At 65.2% G+C, this 17683-nt stretch carries 19 protein-coding genes; 17 read left to right on the plus strand and 2 right to left on the minus strand.

Annotated elements, in window-relative coordinates; translation table 11 throughout:
* The first annotated feature begins 5 nt into the window (after positions 1-5).
* From AC59JP_RS22755 to AC59JP_RS22825, 15 genes are all read left to right on the plus strand, one after another.
* The gene (locus tag AC59JP_RS22755) at positions 6-854 is read left to right on the plus strand and encodes an SHOCT domain-containing protein (protein ID WP_497328135.1); all 849 of its coding nucleotides are present in this window, start codon (positions 6-8) and stop codon (positions 852-854) included.
* Between the two features lie 2 nt (positions 855-856).
* Positions 857-1738 (plus strand): peptide chain release factor N(5)-glutamine methyltransferase, encoded by an 882-nt coding sequence (gene prmC / locus AC59JP_RS22760; protein WP_497328137.1) that lies wholly within the window; start codon positions 857-859, stop codon positions 1736-1738.
* Between the two features lie 12 nt (positions 1739-1750).
* Positions 1751-2407, plus strand: coding sequence for an L-threonylcarbamoyladenylate synthase (locus AC59JP_RS22765; protein WP_497328139.1), 657 nt, complete (start codon positions 1751-1753; stop codon positions 2405-2407).
* An 11-nt stretch (positions 2408-2418) separates the two neighbouring features.
* Positions 2419-3699 (plus strand): serine hydroxymethyltransferase, encoded by a 1281-nt coding sequence (glyA, locus tag AC59JP_RS22770; RefSeq protein ID WP_497328141.1) that lies wholly within the window; start codon positions 2419-2421, stop codon positions 3697-3699.
* 110 nt (positions 3700-3809) lie between these two features.
* Positions 3810-4901, plus strand: a complete 1092-nt coding sequence (locus AC59JP_RS22775; RefSeq protein ID WP_497328179.1) for a glycosyltransferase family 4 protein — start codon at positions 3810-3812, stop codon at positions 4899-4901.
* Positions 4902-4919: 18 nt separating this feature from the next.
* Positions 4920-5363, plus strand: a complete 444-nt coding sequence (locus AC59JP_RS22780; protein WP_497328143.1) for a Cg1360 family ATP-synthase-associated protein — start codon at positions 4920-4922, stop codon at positions 5361-5363.
* A gap of 333 nt (positions 5364-5696) precedes the next feature.
* The gene (gene atpB / locus AC59JP_RS22785) at positions 5697-6473 is read left to right on the plus strand and encodes a F0F1 ATP synthase subunit A (RefSeq protein WP_497328181.1); all 777 of its coding nucleotides are present in this window, start codon (positions 5697-5699) and stop codon (positions 6471-6473) included.
* Positions 6474-6540: 67 nt separating this feature from the next.
* The gene (locus AC59JP_RS22790) at positions 6541-6783 is read left to right on the plus strand and encodes an ATP synthase F0 subunit C (protein ID WP_497328145.1); all 243 of its coding nucleotides are present in this window, start codon (positions 6541-6543) and stop codon (positions 6781-6783) included.
* Between the two features lie 2 nt (positions 6784-6785).
* On the plus strand, positions 6786-7340 hold the full coding sequence (locus AC59JP_RS22795; protein ID WP_497328147.1) for a F0F1 ATP synthase subunit B: 555 nt from the start codon (positions 6786-6788) through the stop codon (positions 7338-7340).
* A 5-nt stretch (positions 7341-7345) separates the two neighbouring features.
* Positions 7346-8170 (plus strand): F0F1 ATP synthase subunit delta, encoded by an 825-nt coding sequence (locus tag AC59JP_RS22800; RefSeq protein ID WP_497328183.1) that lies wholly within the window; start codon positions 7346-7348, stop codon positions 8168-8170.
* 37 nt (positions 8171-8207) lie between these two features.
* Positions 8208-9857 (plus strand): F0F1 ATP synthase subunit alpha, encoded by a 1650-nt coding sequence (gene atpA / locus AC59JP_RS22805; protein WP_497328149.1) that lies wholly within the window; start codon positions 8208-8210, stop codon positions 9855-9857.
* A 39-nt stretch (positions 9858-9896) separates the two neighbouring features.
* A complete protein-coding gene (locus AC59JP_RS22810) occupies positions 9897-10871 on the plus strand; it encodes a F0F1 ATP synthase subunit gamma (RefSeq protein WP_497328151.1) in 975 nt (324 codons plus the stop codon).
* Between the two features lie 2 nt (positions 10872-10873).
* Positions 10874-12325, plus strand: a complete 1452-nt coding sequence (atpD, locus tag AC59JP_RS22815; RefSeq protein WP_497328153.1) for a F0F1 ATP synthase subunit beta — start codon at positions 10874-10876, stop codon at positions 12323-12325.
* Between the two features lie 6 nt (positions 12326-12331).
* Positions 12332-12703, plus strand: coding sequence for a F0F1 ATP synthase subunit epsilon (locus tag AC59JP_RS22820; RefSeq protein ID WP_497328155.1), 372 nt, complete (start codon positions 12332-12334; stop codon positions 12701-12703).
* A gap of 42 nt (positions 12704-12745) precedes the next feature.
* The gene (locus AC59JP_RS22825; RefSeq protein ID WP_497328157.1) at positions 12746-13195 is read left to right on the plus strand and encodes a DUF2550 domain-containing protein; all 450 of its coding nucleotides are present in this window, start codon (positions 12746-12748) and stop codon (positions 13193-13195) included.
* Here AC59JP_RS22825 and AC59JP_RS22830 read toward each other — a convergent pair.
* Entirely contained in the window at positions 13192-13779 is a 588-nt protein-coding gene (locus tag AC59JP_RS22830) for a cob(I)yrinic acid a,c-diamide adenosyltransferase (RefSeq protein WP_497328159.1), read from the minus strand. The two genes, AC59JP_RS22825 and AC59JP_RS22830, sit on opposite strands and share 4 nt — an antisense overlap.
* 55 nt (positions 13780-13834) lie before the next feature.
* Between AC59JP_RS22830 and murA the strand changes: the two genes are divergently transcribed.
* The gene (gene murA / locus AC59JP_RS22835) at positions 13835-15088 is read left to right on the plus strand and encodes a UDP-N-acetylglucosamine 1-carboxyvinyltransferase (RefSeq protein WP_497328161.1); all 1254 of its coding nucleotides are present in this window, start codon (positions 13835-13837) and stop codon (positions 15086-15088) included.
* On the opposite strand, the gene pdxR is transcribed toward murA, so the two are convergent.
* A complete protein-coding gene (pdxR, locus tag AC59JP_RS22840) occupies positions 15081-16469 on the minus strand; it encodes a MocR-like pyridoxine biosynthesis transcription factor PdxR (protein ID WP_497328163.1) in 1389 nt (462 codons plus the stop codon). The genes murA and pdxR overlap by 8 nt on opposite strands.
* An 81-nt stretch (positions 16470-16550) precedes the next feature.
* Here pdxR and AC59JP_RS22845 point away from each other — a divergent pair, with 81 nt between their 5' ends.
* Positions 16551-17231 (plus strand): pyridoxamine 5'-phosphate oxidase family protein, encoded by a 681-nt coding sequence (locus tag AC59JP_RS22845; protein ID WP_497328165.1) that lies wholly within the window; start codon positions 16551-16553, stop codon positions 17229-17231.
* The last annotated feature ends 452 nt before the right edge of the window (positions 17232-17683 follow it).

Here is a 17683-nt window from a genome sequence, read left to right on the forward strand (position 1 = left end):
CCGTCATGGCACAGCAGTTGACTCCGGACGGTCGGCGTTCCGTCGATTCGATTGCGCAGCGATACGGCATTTCCACCGGGGCGGTCGAGACCATGCTGGTCGCGGTCAACATCGGTGGCGGCACCATGGCGCAGTTCAACGTCGCCGAGCTGGGCGGCGGTGGTCAGTGGATGCGCGGCGGAATGACCATGGTGGGCAACATGTTCGATCACGGGCTGAAGCAGCGCGTGGACAATCTGTGCAACGAGCTGTCCAATCTCCTCGCGTCGATGCAGGTGTTCGCGGTGGTTCCGGGGGCCTCGGGTGGTCGCGGAAACAACTGGTGGCCTGCCGAGTTGGGCACACCCAGCTCGAGCGGCGGCCAGAACGACACCCGGTACGCCGTCTTCCCACAGGTCAAGCGTCTCGCGATCCAGTACGGCGGATCGGTCACCGTGTACGACACCCTCGATTACTCGATCGGCGGTGTGTCGCAGCAGCAGGGCAACGGGCCGCAGTCACTGCTGTTCTCGAGCCAGAAGGGGCAGATCCCGGTGACCAGCCTCCCTCAGGTTCGCACCGACGCCGACGGCCGAGCAGAGCCGACGGTTCAGCAGGCGCCCGAGTCGGTTCCGTCGCCGCCGCAGCACCGCACCGATGCGGACCTGAGCTGGAACCGGCAGCCCGAACAGGCACCGCCCATGTCCGCAACTCCGCAGTCCGCAACTGCGCAGACACAGTCCCCACTGTCGGGAGGCTCCGGCTCGAACGACGTGATCGCGTCCATCGAGGCCCTCGCCGGGTTGCACGCACGAGGAATCCTGACCGACGACGAGTTCTCGGCCAAGAAAGCGGAACTACTCGGGAGGTTGTAGAGGTGACCAGAGTTCCGCTTCGCATCGCGATCGTCGAGGCAACCGCCACGCTCACTGAGGCGGGTGTCGGGAGCCCACGGGCCGACGCAGAAGTTCTCGCATCGCACATCGTGGGCGTGCCGCGGACGCGACTCGGGCTCGTCCCGCTCGTGGAACCCGAGGTGCTCGACGCGTACCGCCAGATGGTCGCGCAGCGCGCCAAGCGAATTCCGTTGCAGTACATCATCGGAACGTCCTCGCTCGGTGAGATCGACGTCGAGGTCGGGCCTGGAGTGTTCGTGCCCAGGCCCGAAACCGAACTGCTCCTCGCGTGGGCTCTCGCGTTCCTGGAGAACGTCGACCGGCATCCGCCGGTCGTGCTGGACCTCTGCACGGGGTCGGGCGCCCTCGCCCTGGCGATTGCGCACGCTCGACCAGACGCGGTGGTGCACGCAGTCGAACTCGAACACCACGCGCTGGCCTGGGCGAGGCGCAACGCCGATCTGCTCGCGACACAAGGCGATACGCCGATTCACCTCCATCACGGGGACGTCACCGACCGCACTCTGCTGAACCAGCTGGACGGCACTGTCGACGTGGTCGTCGCCAATCCGCCCTACATTCCCGAAGGCGCGGTACTCGAGCCCGAGGTCGCCGACCACGACCCGCGCACCGCACTGTTCGCGGGTTCGGACGGCCTGTCGGTCATCAAGCCGATGGTCGCCAACGTGGCCCGGTGGTTGCGTGTCGGGGGAGGGGTCGGGGTGGAGCACGACGATTCCAACGGCGCCGGTGTGGTCGAATCCTTCACCGAGCGAGCGGTTTTCACAGATGTCACCGAGCACGTAGACCTTGCGGGGAGGCCGCGATTCGTCGTCGCTCGCCGGACCGTTCGCACCGAGTGAGAGGATGATCCCGTGTCCACTGTTTACGACTGTTCCGACGTCGATTCACGCGCTGCAGGACTGGACGCCGCTCGGCGCGCCCTCTCCTCCGGCCGGCTCGTGGTCATGCCCACCGACACCGTCTACGGTGTCGCGGCCGACGCCTTCGACAGCAATACCGTCAGCGACCTACTGCGAGCGAAGGGTCGGGGCCGGGACATGCCGGTCCCCGTCCTGGTCGGTTCCTGGAACACGATCGACGGTCTTGTCCTGGGTGTTCGCTCTGCTGCGCGCGACCTGATTCAGGCGTTCTGGCCCGGCGCGCTGAGCCTCGTCGTGCATCAGGCGCCGTCGCTCGCGTGGGACCTCGGAGACGCCCGCGGAACCGTGATGCTGCGGATGCCGCTCCATCCGGTGGCGATCGAATTGCTGCGCGCCGTCGGCCCGCTGGCGGTGTCGAGCGCCAACATCTCCGGCAAACCGCCGGCCGTGACGGTCACGGAGGCGAAGGAGCAGCTGGGCGGGTCGGCCGCCGTCTACCTCGACGGGGGCCCGGCGAAACACGCTCTCGCATCGACGATCGTCGACCTCACCGGGGACACCCCGCGCATACTTCGTGTCGGGGCAGTCACGGCGAAAGACATCGCCGAGGTGCTCGGTGTGACCGAAGACAGTCTCGTCGACCGATAAGGACGTCCGTCATGGCAGCGCAGTTCTGGGGTCCCGACTGGAACGAGTTGGCGACCACCGACCCCGAGATCGCCGACGTCGTGCAATCGGAACTCGGCCGTCTGCGCGGCGGCCTGCAGCTGATCGCGAGCGAGAACCTCACAAGCCCGGCGGTGTTGGCGGCACTGGGGTCGGTGCTGAGCAACAAGTACGCCGAGGGCTACCCCGGGCGCCGCTACTACGGGGGCTGCGAGTTCGTCGATCGGGCCGAGACTCTGGCGATCGAGCGTGCGAAAGCGCTGTTCGGTGCGGAACACGCAAACGTGCAGCCGCACTCCGGTGCCAACGCCAACCTGGCCGTCTACTCGGCGTTCGCGCAGCCGGGCGATTCCGTCCTCGCGATGAGCCTCCCGCACGGGGGACATCTGACACATGGTTCGAGGGTCAGCTTCTCCGGTCGATGGTTCACACCGGTGCCGTACCACGTCGACAAGCGCACCGAGCTGATCGACTACGACGAAGTGCGGGACCTGGCTTTGCTTCATCGTCCGAAGATCATCGTCGCGGGCGCAACCGCCTACCCGCGGACCATCGACTTCGCCGCGTTCCGGTCCATCGCCGACGAGGTCAACGCAATTCTGTGGGTCGACGCGGCCCACTTCATCGGTCTGGTGGCGGGAGGTGCGATCGAATCGCCGGTTCCCTACGCCGACGTCGTGTCCGCCACCACGCACAAAGTTCTGCGAGGTCCGCGCGGCGGCATGTTGCTCAGCCGTGCCGAGCACGCCACTGCGCTCGACAAGGCCGTCTTCCCGTTCACGCAGGGTGGCCCGTTCATGCACGCCATCGCCGCCAAAGCGGTGGCGTTCCGAGAGGCGGCGACGCCCGAGTACCGCACCTATGCACGCTCGGTGGTGGAGAACGCGGCGGCGCTCACCGAGGCGCTCGAGTCGGAGGGCATGCGTGCGGTGTCGGGCGGTACCGACACCCATCTCGCGTTGATCGACATCGGCAAGACCGGTGTGTCCGGCGCCGAGGCCGAGTCTCGTTGTGGCGCAGCGGGAGTCACGCTGAACAAGAACTCGATTCCGTTCGATCCTGCCCCGCCTGCCGTCACGTCCGGTATTCGCGTCGGATCGGCATCGGTGACCACGCAGGGATTCGTCAGGTCGGACATGGCCACCATCGGTTCGCTGATCGGTCGGGCAGTCGCGGCAGATCCGGCCACCGACGCCGGCCGAAAGACCCTCGAGCAGCTCTCGAAGGAGACCGCCGAGTTCGTGTCGAGCAAGCCTGCCTACCCGCGGGCCTGACCGCGTCCGAAGGTAGCGTCTGAGCCGTGCTTGCCCACTCCGCGACCTCTCTGCTGGCCCAGTCCAGTGGTCGAGGGGCGGGCGTCCCCATTCGCGAGTTGCTGCTGGTGATGTTGACCGCAGCCGTCGTGACCTTCTTCGCAACCGGTGGAATCAGGCTCCTCGCTCTCCGATTCGGCGCCGTTGCCGTGCCGCGCGAGCGCGACGTCCACGTCACGCCCACACCTCGCCTCGGCGGTATCGGCATCTATCTCGGACTGCTCGTCGCGCTGTTGTTCGCGCAGCAGTTGCCGGCACTGACGCGCGGGTTCGAGTTCACCAAGGAAGTACCCGCGGCGCTGGTCGCGGGCGTGATCATCATGCTCGTCGGGGTGGTCGACGATCGGTGGGGCCTCGACGCCCTGACCAAGTTCGTCGGCCAGGTCACCGCGTCCGGTGTTCTGGTGTTGATGGGGGTGAGTTGGTACCTGCTGTTCGTTCCCTGGGGCGGAGGCCAGACCATCATTCTCGACCAACTTCAGGCGGGCCTCGTCACGGTGATGATCACCTTGGTGATGGTCAACGCGATGAACTTCGTCGACGGCCTGGACGGGCTCGCGGCCGGCCTCGGACTCATTGCTGCCGTCGCGATCTGCATCTTCTCGATCGGCCTGCTCCACCAACAGGGTGGTGACGTCAGCGCCTACCCGCCGGCGATGATCGCTGCCGCTCTCGCGGGCGCGTGCCTCGGATTTCTCCCGCACAACTTTCAACCCGCACGCATCTTCATGGGCGACTCGGGCTCGATGGTGATCGGACTGATGCTGGCCACGGTCTCGACCAGTGCGTCGGGCCGCATCAGCCTGAATGCCTACGGCACCCGCGACCTGCTGGGCCTGCTCACCCCGTTGCTCATCGTCGGGGCCGTGATGTTCATCCCGATGCTCGACCTCCTGCTGGCCGTCGTGCGACGCACTCGCGCGGGGCGCAGTCCCTTCAGCCCGGACAAGATGCATCTGCATCACCGGTTGCTTCAGATCGGGCACTCGCACCGGCGCGTGGTGCTTCTCATCTACTTGTGGGTCGGCGTGCTGGCCTTCGGGGCGGTGGGCGCCGCCCTGATCGACCGGCGCGTGGTGGTCCTCGTGTTCGCCGGCGGACTCGTGTTCGCGCTGGTCGCGACGGTGGTGCCCAGCTTGAGTGAGGAACGGCGTCACCGTTAGGCGGTAGGGTCGCTTCCCGTGAGTTTCACACCGCAGCCGATTCCGGCGCCCACTGCTCCCTTACGAGCCGCCGTTCGATACGGCGCGATCGCGCTGGCGGTGCTCGCCGTGGCGTCCGCCGTGATCGCGTATCTCGTCCAGGGATTGCCGGGATTGTGGGGCGCGCTCATCGGAGCCGGGCTGGGCGGCGCGTTCATTCTGCTGACGTCGGTGTCCGTTCTGTTCTCGGCCCGGCTGTCGCCTACCAGCCTCGGCGCCGTGCTGCTGGGCGGGTGGATCGCGAAGATGCTCGTCGCGGTCGTGGTGCTCGGCGTGCTGAACGGAATGACCTTCTATCACCGGAGCACGCTGGGCATCGTGGTCCTGGCTGCATTGGTGATCGTGCTCGGTGCGGAGACTTTCGGTGTCCTCAGATCCAGAACGCCGTACGTCGACTCGAAGGATGAATCCGACGGTCAGTAGTACGACATTGTGTAGTAGTGTGAAGCCCGTTACGACCCAGTTAAGCTTCGGCCCAAACTGGTTGCTAAAGTTTCGTTCAAGCGAGAAGGAAGCGGACGAATTGGGCGCTTTGTCCAGATCGTCGACCGTTTCGCTGACTACATCACCACATTTCAACCGAGTCGACGACAGTCGCCGACCTTCGGCAGGCGCAGTGAGATCCCATGGCTCTCGTGCGACTGACGACCACGCGAGACGTCCTCGTCGACCAGCAACATTGTCGTTGTCCGCTCGAACCGTGGATGCACTCGATCCACGGCCCGAACACGGGAGAGACCGCTGAGCGTCACCAATCTGGCCGCGGAGTTCAGCCCGCCGTCACTAGCCGACTTCTTCCCTCCGGCCGTGTTGTTCGAGGGGACGCCGTTCGAGCTGGATCGTCTGATGCTCGTCCGCATCCTGATGACGGTCGTTCTCATCGCCTTCTTCGCTCTCGCGATGCGCAGCCCCAAGATCGTCCCTCGCGGAATTCAGAACCTGGGTGAGATCGCGCTGACCTTCGTCAAGGAGCAGATCGCCGACGAGGTGTTGGGCAAGGAGATGGGCAAGAAGTATCTGCCCATCCTCGCGACCATCTTCTTCACCGTTCTGTTCCTGAACTTCTCGGGTGTGATCCCGTTCCTGAACATCTCGTCGAACGCCCGCGTCGGCATGCCGATCGTTCTCGCTGCCGTGGCGTACATCGTCTTCAACTACGTGGGCATCAAGAAGTACGGGTTCACGAAGTACATGAAGTCGTCGGTGGTCGTTCCGAACGTCCCGATCGCACTGCACTTCCTGCTGATTCCGATCGAGTTCGTCTCGACGTTCATCCTGCGCCCGTTCACCCTGACGGTGCGACTCATGGCCAACATGCTCGCCGGCCACATCATGCTTGTTCTGTTCTTCAGCGCGACGCAGTTCTTCTTCTTCGAAGCAGAGACGCCGCTGCAGGGGTTCGGAATCTTCTCGCTCATCGCCGGGTTCGGGTTCACGCTCTTCGAGCTCCTGGTGATCTTCCTGCAGGCGTACGTCTTCGCACTGCTCACTGCCGTGTACATCGACCTCGCTGCGCACGCCGATTCACACTGACCGCTCCACCTGGAACACCTGACCCGCGCCCGACCGGTCGTGGGCAACAGAAAGGGAACAGATCAACATGAGCCTCACCTACCTGGCACAGGAAGCCACCGAAGTCACCGGTGCCGGCTACGGCGCCATCGGCTACGGCCTCGCGGCCATCGGCCCCGGCATCGGCGTGGGCATCGTCGTCGGTAAGGCCATCGAGGGCATCGCGCGTCAGCCCGAGCTCGCCGGCCAGATCCGTACCAACATGTTCCTCGGCATCGCGTTCACCGAGGCGCTCGCGCTGATCGGCCTCGTCGCCGGCTTCATCTTCTGATCATGTCGACAACTGCGGTACTCGCGGCCACAGAGGGCGAGAAGATCAACCCTCTCGTTCCCGCGACCTACGACATCGTCTGGTCCGCGGTCTGTGTCGTCGTCATCGGCTTCTTCTTCTGGAAGTACGTGCTCCCGCGTTTCCAGACGGTCTTGGCCGAGCGCACCGACAAGATCGAAGGCGGCATCAAGCGAGCCGAAGAGGCTCAGGCCGAGGCGAAGGAAGCGCTCGAGCAGTACCGCGCTCAGCTCGCCGAAGCACGCCAGGAAGCCGCCAAGATTCGCGAGGACGCACGTTCGCAAGGACAGCAGATTCTCGCCGACATGAAGGTCAGCGCCCAGGAAGAGAGCGACCGCATCGTCGCGTCGGGACACCAGCAGCTTGCAGCACAGCGCCAGCAGATCGTGGCCGAGCTGCGTAGCGAACTGGGTCGCACCGCCGTCGATCTCGCGGAGAAGGTCATCGGAGAGCAGCTGTCCGACGACGTCAAGCGGGCCGGAAGCATCGACCGGTTCCTCGACGAGCTCGACTCCGTCGGCGCAGATTCCGGAAAGTGAGCACCATGTACGCAGCGAGTCGCGAAGCGCTTTCCGAAGCGCGTGAGGCGCTCGGCAGCGCTCTCGACTCCGCGTCCGCGGGCGAGGCAACCGCCGCCGCCGCGCAGACCGGCGCCGAGTTGTTCTCCGTCGTGTCCGTTCTGGACACGCAGCGGTCGCTGCGCAACGCACTGGCCGACGCCTCGGCGTCGCCCGAAGCCCGAACCGGGTTGGCGGACAAGCTGTTCGGCGGCAAGGTCGGCGATCCGACCCTGGCCGTCCTGCGCGTCGCCGCCGCTCGCGGGTGGTCCGTCCCGCGGGACATGACCGACTCGCTGGTGCGTCTCGGGCAGGAGTCCCTGCTGCGGGCAGCCGACGATCAGGATCAACTCGACACCGTCGAGGACGAACTGTTTCGCCTCGGCCGGATCGTGGCGGGCAACCCGGCACTGGAGCAGGCACTGTCGGACCGGTCGAAGCCGGCTTCCGCAGTGCAGGAACTGATGTCGAAGTTGCTCTACGGCAAGGTCACCGCCATCACCGAGGCCCTGGCCAAGCAGGCCGTCGGACGCCTTCGCGGCGCACCGGCGGACGCCATCGACGCGCTGTCGCACCTTGCAGCAGATCGACGGCAGAAAGCTGTCGCACTCGTGCGCAGCGCTACCGAGCTGACGACCGAGCAGGTGAATCGGCTCGGAACGACGCTGGAAGGCATCTACGGCAAGCCCGTGACCGTCCACGTCGAGATCGATCGGGAATTGCTGAGCGGGCTCGTTGTCCGTGTCGGCGACGAAGTCATCGACGGCAGTGGCGCAGGCCGACTTGCGGCCCTTCGCAAGACGCTCAAGTAATTCTTCAGTCAACCTAGACAGTGAGAGCAGGAACAACATGGCGGAGCTGACGATCTCCTCCGACGAGATCCGTAGTGCTATCGAGACCTACACCGCGAACTACTCGCCGGAATCCTCCCGCGAAGAGGTCGGCACGGTGTCGGACACCAGTGACGGCATCGCGCACGTCGCCGGATTGCCGTCGGCGATGTCGAACGAGTTGCTCGAGTTCAAGGGCGGCGTGCAGGGCGTGGCCCTGAACCTCGACGCCACCTCCATCGGTGCCGTCATCCTCGGCGACTACGAGCACATCGAAGAGGGCCAGGAAGTTCGGCGCACCGGCGAGGTTCTCTCCGTGCCCGTCGGCGACAAGTTCCTCGGTCGCGTCATCGACCCGCTCGGTGCGCCCATCGACGGCCTCGGCGACATCGAGTCCGACGAGCAGCGCGTCCTCGAGCTTCAGGCCGCGTCCGTGCTCGAGCGTCAGCCCGTCGAGGAGCCCCTCGCCACCGGCATCACGGCCATCGACGCGCTCACGGCCATCGGCCGCGGACAGCGTCAGTTGATCATCGGCGACCGCAAGACCGGCAAGACCGCGGTCTGCGTCGACGCCATCATCAACCAGAAGGCCAACTGGGAAAGCGGCGACGAGAACAAGCAGGTTCGCTGCATCTACGTCGCCATCGGTCAGAAGGGCTCCACGATCGCCGGAGTCAAGACCGCTCTCGACGAGCACGGCGCCATGGAGTACACCACCATCGTGGCCGCTCCCGCGTCCGACTCGGCCGGCTTCAAGTGGCTCGCCCCGTACACCGGCTCGGCACTCGGCCAGCACTGGATGTACCAGGGCAAGCACGTTCTGATCGTGTTCGACGATCTGACCAAGCAGGCCGAGGCATACCGCACCATCTCGCTGCTTCTGCGTCGCCCGCCGGGCCGTGAGGCGTACCCGGGTGACGTCTTCTACCTGCACTCGCGTCTGCTCGAGCGGTGCGCAAAGCTCTCCGACGAGCTCGGTGGCGGCTCGATGACCGGTCTTCCGATCATCGAGACCAAGGCCAACGACATCTCGGCGTTCATCCCGACCAACGTCATCTCGATCACCGACGGTCAGGTGTTCCTCGAGTCCGACCTGTTCAACAAAGGCGTTCGCCCCGCGATCAACGTCGGTACCTCGGTCTCGCGCGTCGGTGGCGCGGCGCAGACCAAGGGCCTGAAGAAGGTCGCCGGATCGCTGCGTCTGGAAATGGCTCAGTTCCGTGAGCTGGAGGCGTTCTCCGCCTTCGCATCCGACCTCGACGCGGCCTCCAAGGCGCAGCTCGAGCGCGGCGCACGCTGGGTCGAGCTGCTCAAGCAGGACCAGTACACCCCGGTCTCCGTCGAGGATCAGATCGTCTCGATCTACCTCGTCGACGCCGGCTACTACGACAGCGTCCCGGTCGACGACGTTCGCCGCTTCAACAGCGAACTGCTCGAAGACCTGCACCGCAACGCCCAGGACGCGTTCGATGCGATCAAGGGTGGCGCGAAGGCGCTGGCCGACGAGAGCGCCGACAAGATCAAGGACGCGACCGACAAGTTCAAGCAGGGCTTCCTGACGTCAGACGGCGAGTCGATCGTCAACGAGGCCGAGGCAGAGTCGATGGACCCCAACGAGGTCGATCACGAGAACGTCAAGGTCACTCGGAAGCACCCCAAGAAGTCATGACGGCAATCGAGCAACGGCGATACGGGAGTGAGGTGACCGATGCCCAGCATTCGTGAGCTCCGCTCCCGGATCCGATCGACGAACTCGATCAAGAAGATCACCAAGGCGCAGGAACTGATCGCGACATCGCGCATCACGAAGGCGCAGGCGCGAGTCGAGGCGTCCAAGCCGTACGCCACCGAGATCACGAAGGTGCTCTCGGCCTTGGCCAGTGCGGCGGGTTCGCTCGATCATCCGCTGCTCACCGAGCGTCCGGAACCCAAGCGTGCAGCTGTTCTGGTGGTCACCAGTGACTCCGGTCAGTGTGGCGGCTACAACTCGAACGTTCTGCGCGAGGCCGAGGAACTGCAGCAGCTGCTGCGCTCCGAGGGCAAGGATCCGGTCATCTACGTGTTGGGCCGTAAAGGTCTGACGTACTACACGTTCCGTGACAGGGACGTGAAGGGTGCGTGGACCGGCTTCTCGCAGCAACCGACCTACGCCGATGCCGCGAAGGCGAGCAAGCATCTGGTCGAGTTGTTCATGGCGGGCTCCGGCGACGAGGTCGAAGCGCCGAACGGCGAGGGCACCGTCGAAGGTGTCGACGAGTTGCACATCGTCTACACGACGTTCGTCTCGATGCTCTCGCTGAAGCCCACCGTGCGTCGCATGGCACCTCTCGATGTCGACTACGAGGACGAAGACGTCGAGATGGGCGCGGATTACCTCTCCGACAGCGAATCGTCGTCGGAGGTCAAGGCGCAGTACGACTTCGAACCCGAAGCCGCAACTCTGCTCTCCGCGCTGCTCCCGAAGTACATCAGCACTCGCATCTACTCGGCACTACTCGACGCTGCCGCGTCGGAGAGTGCAGCACGTCGTACCGCCATGAAGGCGGCCACGGACAATGCGAACGACCTGGTCAATGCCTTGTCTCGGCAGGCGAACCAGGCCCGGCAGGCCCAGATCACCCAGGAAATCAGCGAGATCGTCGGTGGCGTCGACGCGCTCGCCGCGAGCTCAGGAAGCGACTGAAAATGACTGCAGCAGTAACCGATAGCAAGAGTTCCGGAGAGAAGTCGTCCGAGAACGGGCGCGTCGTGCGGGTCATCGGTCCCGTCGTCGACGTCGAATTCCCGCGTGGATCGATCCCCGAGCTCTTCAACGCTCTGCACGCGGAGATCGAGCTCGAGGCCGTCGCCAAGACGCTGACTCTCGAAGTGGCGCAGCACCTGGGTGACAACCTGGTCCGCACCATCTCCATGCAGCCGACCGACGGACTCGTCCGCGGCACCCCGGTGTCCGACACGGGCAAGCCGATCTCGGTTCCTGTGGGCGACGTCGTCAAGGGCCACGTGTTCAACGCCCTCGGTGACTGCCTCGACTCGCCGGGCCTCGGCCGCGACGGCGAACAGTGGGGCATCCACCGCAAGCCCCCAGCCTTCGATCAGCTCGAGGGCAAGACCGAGATCCTCGAGACCGGCATCAAGGTCATCGACCTCCTCACCCCGTACGTCAAGGGCGGAAAGATCGGTCTGTTCGGTGGTGCCGGTGTCGGCAAGACCGTGCTCATCCAGGAGATGATCACCCGTATCGCTCGCGAGTTCTCCGGAACGTCGGTGTTCGCCGGCGTCGGTGAGCGCACTCGTGAGGGCACCGACCTCCACCTCGAAATGGAGGAGATGGGCGTTCTGCAGGACACCGCCCTCGTGTTCGGTCAGATGGACGAGCCGCCGGGCACGCGCATGCGCGTCGCACTCTCGGCTCTGACGATGGCCGAGTACTTCCGCGACGTGCAGAACCAGGACGTGTTGCTCTTCATCGACAACATCTTCCGGTTCACGCAGGCCGGTTCCGAGGTGTCCACGCTGCTCGGCCGTATGCCGTCCGCCGTGGGTTACCAGCCGACGCTCGCGGACGAGATGGGTGAGCTCCAGGAGCGCATCACGTCGACTCGTGGACGCTCGATCACGTCTCTGCAGGCCATCTACGTGCCCGCCGACGACTACACCGACCCCGCCCCGGCGACGACGTTCGCCCACCTCGACGCCACGACCGAGCTCTCGCGCCCGATTTCGCAGAAGGGCATCTACCCCGCGGTGGACCCCCTGACGTCGACGTCGCGAATCCTCGAAGCGTCGATCGTCGGCAACGAGCACTTCCGCGTTGCCAACGAGGTCAAGCGCATCCTGCAGAAGTACAAGGAACTGCAGGACATCATCGCCATCCTCGGCATGGACGAGCTCTCCGAAGAGGACAAGGTCACGGTGTCCCGTGCCCGTCGCCTCGAGAAGTTCCTCGGACAGAACTTCATCGTCGCCGAGAAGTTCACCGGCGAAGAAGGCTCGGTCGTGTCGCTCTCGGACACCATCGAAGCGTTCGACAAGGTGAGCAAGGGTGAGTACGACCACCTTCCCGAGCAGGCATTCAACAGCTGCGGTGGACTCGACGACGTCGAGGCCGCAGCCAAGAAGATCAGCGGAAAGTAGTCGATCATGGCCACCGAAATGACGGTCGAACTCGTCGCCGTCGAGGAGCGTCTGTGGTCGGGCAAGGCCACGTTGGTCAGCGCTCAGACCACCGAGGGTGAGATCGGCATCATGGCCGGACACGAGCCGGTCCTCGGACAGTTGATTCCCGGCGGAACCGTCGCGATCACGTCCGAGGACGGCGAGCGTCGCGTCGCTGCGGTGCACGGTGGCTTCCTCGCCGTGACCGGTGCGACCGTGACCATCCTCGCCGAGTCGGCCGAGTTCTCGGACGACATCGACGTCGACGCAGCTCGATCGGTTCTGTCCGAAGGATCCGAGGATCCGGACGAGATTGCGATCGCGAAGGGTCGCATTCGGGCCGTCGAGCGGGCGTAGTCAGACAGAGTTTCTTTCCGACCCCGGCGGGCAGGGCGAGCGATGACCGAAGAAATTGCAGTAATTGCAGTTCTGGTCGTTCTCGCTGCGCTCGCCGGGGTTGCTCTGTTTCGGCTTCGGAAGATTCGCGGTGCCGGCACGCCGGCCATTCTGCGCAAGATGCCGGCAAGTCCGGGCGACCGGTGGCGACACGGTGTCATCCGGTACGGCGAGGGGTCGTTGGTCTTCTTCCAGCTGACCAGCATCCGGCCGGGACCGGACGTTCGGATGGACCGGCAGACGATCGAAGTGATCGGCCGACGCCGTCCTATGGCCTCCGAGCACGACATCATGTCGGACGCGACCGTCGTGACCGAGATCCGCGGGGAACTGATCGGTAGCGGAAAGACTCGTGTTCTCGAAATCGCCATGGAGAGCGGTGCTTTCACCGCATTCATGTCGTGGGTCGAGTCGCGCCCGTCAGGTCGGTCCCTACGCGGACGACCTTCCTAGGACGTTGGCGGGGTTCGGCCTCCGCCGGGCTTCCACAGCACGTCGCCGTCAGGGTTGACGACCCGCCCGAGCACGAAGAGCAGGTCGGACAGACGGTTCAGATATTTGGCGGGCAGCGTGCTGGTCGTTTCGGGGCTGTGTTCGACCGCCGCCCACGCCGACCGCTCGGCCCGACGGGTCACCGTCCGCGCCGTGTGCAACAACGCGCCGGCGGCAGTCCCGCCGGGAAGAATGAACGATTTCAACGGCTCGAGCGTGGAGTTGAAATCGTCGCACCAGGTCTCGAGCCGCTCGATGTACTCCTCGGTGATCCGCAGCGGCGGGTACTTCGGACTCTCCTCGATCGGTGTCGACAGGTCGGCGCCCGCGTCGAACAGGTCGTTCTGCACCTGCCGCAACACATCGATCACTCGTTGCTCGGGTGCGCCGAGAACCACTGCAACGCCGATGGCGGCATTCGCCTCGTCGCAGTCCGCGTACGCCACGAGACGCGGGTCGGTTTTGCGTACGCGCGAGAAATCGCTGAGCCCCGTCGTTCCGTCGTCACCGGTGCGTGTGTAGATATTCGTCAGGTTGACGGCCATGGCGCCAACAGTACCGGCGGTCTCCGAAGCGCTGGCGTGCCTCTACGCTGAGGCAGTGAGTTCACGCTTTCTCGTCACCGGTGGCGGCCGCCTCGCAGGTGAGGTGTCCGTCGGCGGCGCAAAGAACAGTGTTCTGAAACTGATGGCGGCAGCTTTGCTCGCCGAGGGAACGACCACGATCACCAACTGCCCGGACATTCTCGACGTCCCGCTGATGGCCGACGTGCTGCGCGGTCTCGGCTGCGAGGTGCGCCTGGACGGCCCGGTGGTCACCATCGAGACTCCGGCCGAGCTGAAGTACCACGCTGATTTCGCCGCGGTGCGCCAGTTTCGCGCGTCCGTGTGCGTGCTCGGTCCGCTCGTCGCGCGGTGCCGGAAGGCGGTCGTTGCGCTTCCGGGTGGTGACGCCATCGGGTCGCGCCCGCTCGACATGCATCAATCGGGCCTCCGGCTCCTGGGCGCCCACAGCGAGATCGAGCACGGGTGCGTGGTGGCAACCGCCGAGAAGTTGCACGGAGCCACCATCAGGCTCGCCTTTCCGTCCGTCGGCGCCACCGAGAACATCTTGATGGCAGCAGTTTTGGCCGACGGTGAAACCGTCATCGACAATGCCGCTCGCGAACCCGACATCGCCGACCTGTGCGCAATGCTGAACGAGATGGGCGCACGCGTCGAAGGCGCCGGATCGCCGACGTTGACAATCAACGGCGTGCCCTCTCTTCGGCCCACCACACACCGAGTGATCGGCGACCGCATCGTTGCGGCGACCTGGGGAATCGCGGCCACCATGACCAGCGGTGACGTGACCGTCAGCGGGGTCAACCCCAAACATCTGTCCCTCGTGCTGGACAAGTTGAAGGCGGCGGGATCCGAGGTCACGATCCGTCCCGACGGTTTCCGCGTGGTTCAGCACGGTCGACCGACCGCGGTCAACTACGCGACGCTGCCCTTTCCCGGCTTTCCCACCGACCTGCAACCGATGGCGATCGGACTCGCATCCATCGCGAACGGAACGTCGATGATCACCGAGAACGTCTTCGAAGCGCGCTTCCGGTTCGTCGAGGAGATGATCCGGCTGGGCGCCGACGCCCGGACCGACGGGCACCACGCCGTGGTGCGCGGAGTGCCTCGGCTGTCGAGCGCACCGGTGTGGTCGTCGGACATCCGTGCGGGCGCGGGTCTCGTGCTTGCCGGGCTGTGCGCTGACGGTGTCACCGAGGTCCACGACGTCTACCACATCGATCGCGGCTATCCGCGGTTCGTGGAGAACCTTCAGGATCTCGGCGGCGAGATCGAACGCGTCAGCTGAATTCGAGCAGGGCACAACGAACAACGCGTAGCGCCCGGTCGAGTTCGTCGTCCTCGACGCGGCCATAGCCGATCACGAGCCCGCCGACCCCGGTGACGGACCGAGTCGACTCGGCAAGCAGCGGTACGTCCACCCCACGCTGTGCCGACGCGGTGGCCACCTTCTGCGCAACGTCGGGATCGAGCAGCAACGTTGTGTGCATGCCTGCTCCCAGACCACGCAGTTCACCGAACTCCGACAACGCCGCCGCGACCGCCGCGTCGCGCGCTCGATATCGACGACGTGCCGCGCGCACCAGGCGGTCCCATTCGCCGTCGCGGATCAACGTCGTGACTGCTCGCTGAACCGGTACGGACGGGAAGTCTGCTGTGGCAGTGCGCATTTCGATGATTCGGTCCACGATGTGCGGCGGCGCCGACAGCCATCCGAATCTGACACCCGCGCCCAGAGTCTTGGCGACCGTGCCCAGGTACACGACTCGACCGGGAGCCAACTCGGCCAGAGTCGGAAGCGGCGCGACGTCGTACCTGAACTCCGAGTCGTAATCGTCCTCGACGACGAGGAGGTCGCGAGAACGGGCGAACTCGGCCAGTGCGGTCCGCCGGGCGACCGGGAGAAGCCCACCGGTCGGGTACTGGTGTGACGGGGTGACGTAGACGGCACGTGTCGACGGCGGAGCCGAGGAAAGTAGGTCGGTCCTCAGGCCGTCGCGATCCACCGGAACGTCGTGCAGAGTCCATCCGCGTGCACGCGCCGTGGCTGCTGCGGCGCGATAGCCGGGGTCTTCGAGTGCCAGCGTCGGCGATCCGTGTCCGTGACCGAGAGCCGAAAAAGCAAGTGACGAACCATGATTGGTTCCGGACGTGATCACCAGATGTGCGGGGTCGATGTGCAGTCCGCGTGTGCGGGCGATCAGGGCGCTGACGCACGCGCGTACATCGGGTTCGCCGGCGGGGTCCGGATATTCGCCGGGCGCGCGCATCGAGCCGACTTCACGCCATGCCCTCTTCCACGCAGGAGACGGCCGCTCGGGCGTCCACGGAAGGCCCGGCCGAAGCCCGATTCGCGTCGATACCTCGCTTCGTTCGGTGGGTGCTGCCGGGGCGGCATGGCGAACCACGGTGGGAGGGGTGTCGGTCACGAACGTCCCGGAGCCGCGGACCGTGTCTATCCAACCCTCAGCGCCGAGTTGGTCGAATGCGCGCTCGACGACACCACGCGCGACGCCGAGATCGCTCGACAGGGCGCGGGTACTGGGTAGCCGCGCCCCGCCGGGGAGCTCGCCCCGCCCGATCGCGGTACGTATCGCATCGGACAGTTGGACGGGCAGAGTGCGGCGGTCGGTGCGGTCGAGAACGACCGAGACGGAGGCGGCCAACATGTCCGACACGATAATTGGCCTACGAAAACAACCCTGTATTGGACCCTGACAGTGCGCCAATCAGATGGGATCGTGACTGTCATGAGTACCTCTGATCCCTTGTCTCCCACTCCCAGAACAACTTTGACCAGATTGCGCGAACGCGGCGCCGAGGACCGCCGAGCTCTGACGGAACTGCTCGACTCCTCCTACGTCTGCCACTTGGGTGTGGTGGTGGACGGGGCGCCGCGGGTCATGCCCACTGCATTCGGGGTGGACTACGACGGACCGGACCGTGGGGGCACGTTGTACCTGCACGGATCGGTGGCAGCGCGAAGTCTGGTGGCGGCCGGTGGAGTCGATGTCTGCGTGACCGTCACACAGCTCGACGGACTTGTCCTCGCACGGTCCGCTTTTCACCACTCCATGAACTATCGGAGCGCAGTGATCCACGGACGTGCGCGCCGCGTCGACGACGAGCAGGAGCGTGAGACGGCGCTGAATGCGATCGTCGATCACATCGTTCCGGGGCGCAGCGCAGAGCTGCGTAGCAACACCAAGCGGGAGCTCGCGGCCACGCTCGTGCTGGCGCTTCCGCTGTACGACGCGTCGGTCAAGAGCCGTAGCGGCCCGCCGCAGGACGACGATCAGGACGTACTTGCCGGGAGAGTGTGGGCAGGGGTCGTTCCGGTGAAGACCGAGGTGGGGCCCGCGATCACTGCCGGCGACGTCGGTGACGGCGTAGGTGTGCCGTGGACCGTCGAAAACGTCCTGACCAGGTAATTTCCGTCGGACCGGTCCACTGTGTCCGGCGTCACATCGGGAGTTTTCCGGCGATCCGGTCGGGCCGGCGTCCCGATGATGGGTCTGACCTGGGGAAACAGGGGCTCGTTCCGGTCTCACCTGCCGATTTGACCGTGCGGAACCGGTCGCGTAACTTTCTTCAAGTCAGAGCGACACGGACACCGACCCGGAGCCCAGCGGCTAACCGCAGGAGCTACGGAAAACGAGGTAGTACGGAGTCGCATGACCACTCGGACAGAAAAGGTTCGTCTGCACATCGTGTAGGCTGAGCGTACAGTCCACAACCGAAACGCAGAGCAGCTTGACCACGCTCGCGCTTCATGGTTAGTCTGGAACGGTTGCCCCGGAATTGCCTGCCTGTGTTGGTGGGTGGTGATGGTGTGTGCGTGTTCTTTGAGAACTCAACAGTGTGTCGATGAATGTCAGTGCCA

The sequence above is a fragment of the Rhodococcus sp. 320_ES genome (assembly GCF_059691855.1).

Excerpts from the sequence above, each read along its gene's own strand:
- AC59JP_RS22755 (WP_497328135.1), top strand. The coding sequence starts at position 6 with ATGGCACAGCAGTTGACTCCGGACGGTCGGCGTTCCGTCGATTCGATT.
- glyA (WP_497328141.1), top strand. The coding sequence starts at position 2,419 with ATGGCAGCGCAGTTCTGGGGTCCCGACTGGAACGAGTTGGCGACCACC.
- AC59JP_RS22775 (WP_497328179.1), top strand. The coding sequence starts at position 3,810 with ATGTTGACCGCAGCCGTCGTGACCTTCTTCGCAACCGGTGGAATCAGG.
- AC59JP_RS22790 (WP_497328145.1), top strand. The coding sequence starts at position 6,541 with ATGAGCCTCACCTACCTGGCACAGGAAGCCACCGAAGTCACCGGTGCC.
- AC59JP_RS22795 (WP_497328147.1), top strand. The coding sequence starts at position 6,786 with ATGTCGACAACTGCGGTACTCGCGGCCACAGAGGGCGAGAAGATCAAC.
- AC59JP_RS22800 (WP_497328183.1), top strand. The coding sequence starts at position 7,346 with ATGTACGCAGCGAGTCGCGAAGCGCTTTCCGAAGCGCGTGAGGCGCTC.
- atpA (WP_497328149.1), top strand. The coding sequence starts at position 8,208 with ATGGCGGAGCTGACGATCTCCTCCGACGAGATCCGTAGTGCTATCGAG.
- AC59JP_RS22810 (WP_497328151.1), top strand. The coding sequence starts at position 9,897 with ATGCCCAGCATTCGTGAGCTCCGCTCCCGGATCCGATCGACGAACTCG.
- atpD (WP_497328153.1), top strand. The coding sequence starts at position 10,874 with ATGACTGCAGCAGTAACCGATAGCAAGAGTTCCGGAGAGAAGTCGTCC.
- AC59JP_RS22820 (WP_497328155.1), top strand. The coding sequence starts at position 12,332 with ATGGCCACCGAAATGACGGTCGAACTCGTCGCCGTCGAGGAGCGTCTG.
- AC59JP_RS22825 (WP_497328157.1), top strand. The coding sequence starts at position 12,746 with ATGACCGAAGAAATTGCAGTAATTGCAGTTCTGGTCGTTCTCGCTGCG.
- AC59JP_RS22830 (WP_497328159.1), bottom strand. The coding sequence starts at position 13,779 with ATGGCCGTCAACCTGACGAATATCTACACACGCACCGGTGACGACGGA.
- pdxR (WP_497328163.1), bottom strand. The coding sequence starts at position 16,469 with ATGTTGGCCGCCTCCGTCTCGGTCGTTCTCGACCGCACCGACCGCCGC.
- AC59JP_RS22845 (WP_497328165.1), top strand. The coding sequence starts at position 16,551 with ATGAGTACCTCTGATCCCTTGTCTCCCACTCCCAGAACAACTTTGACC.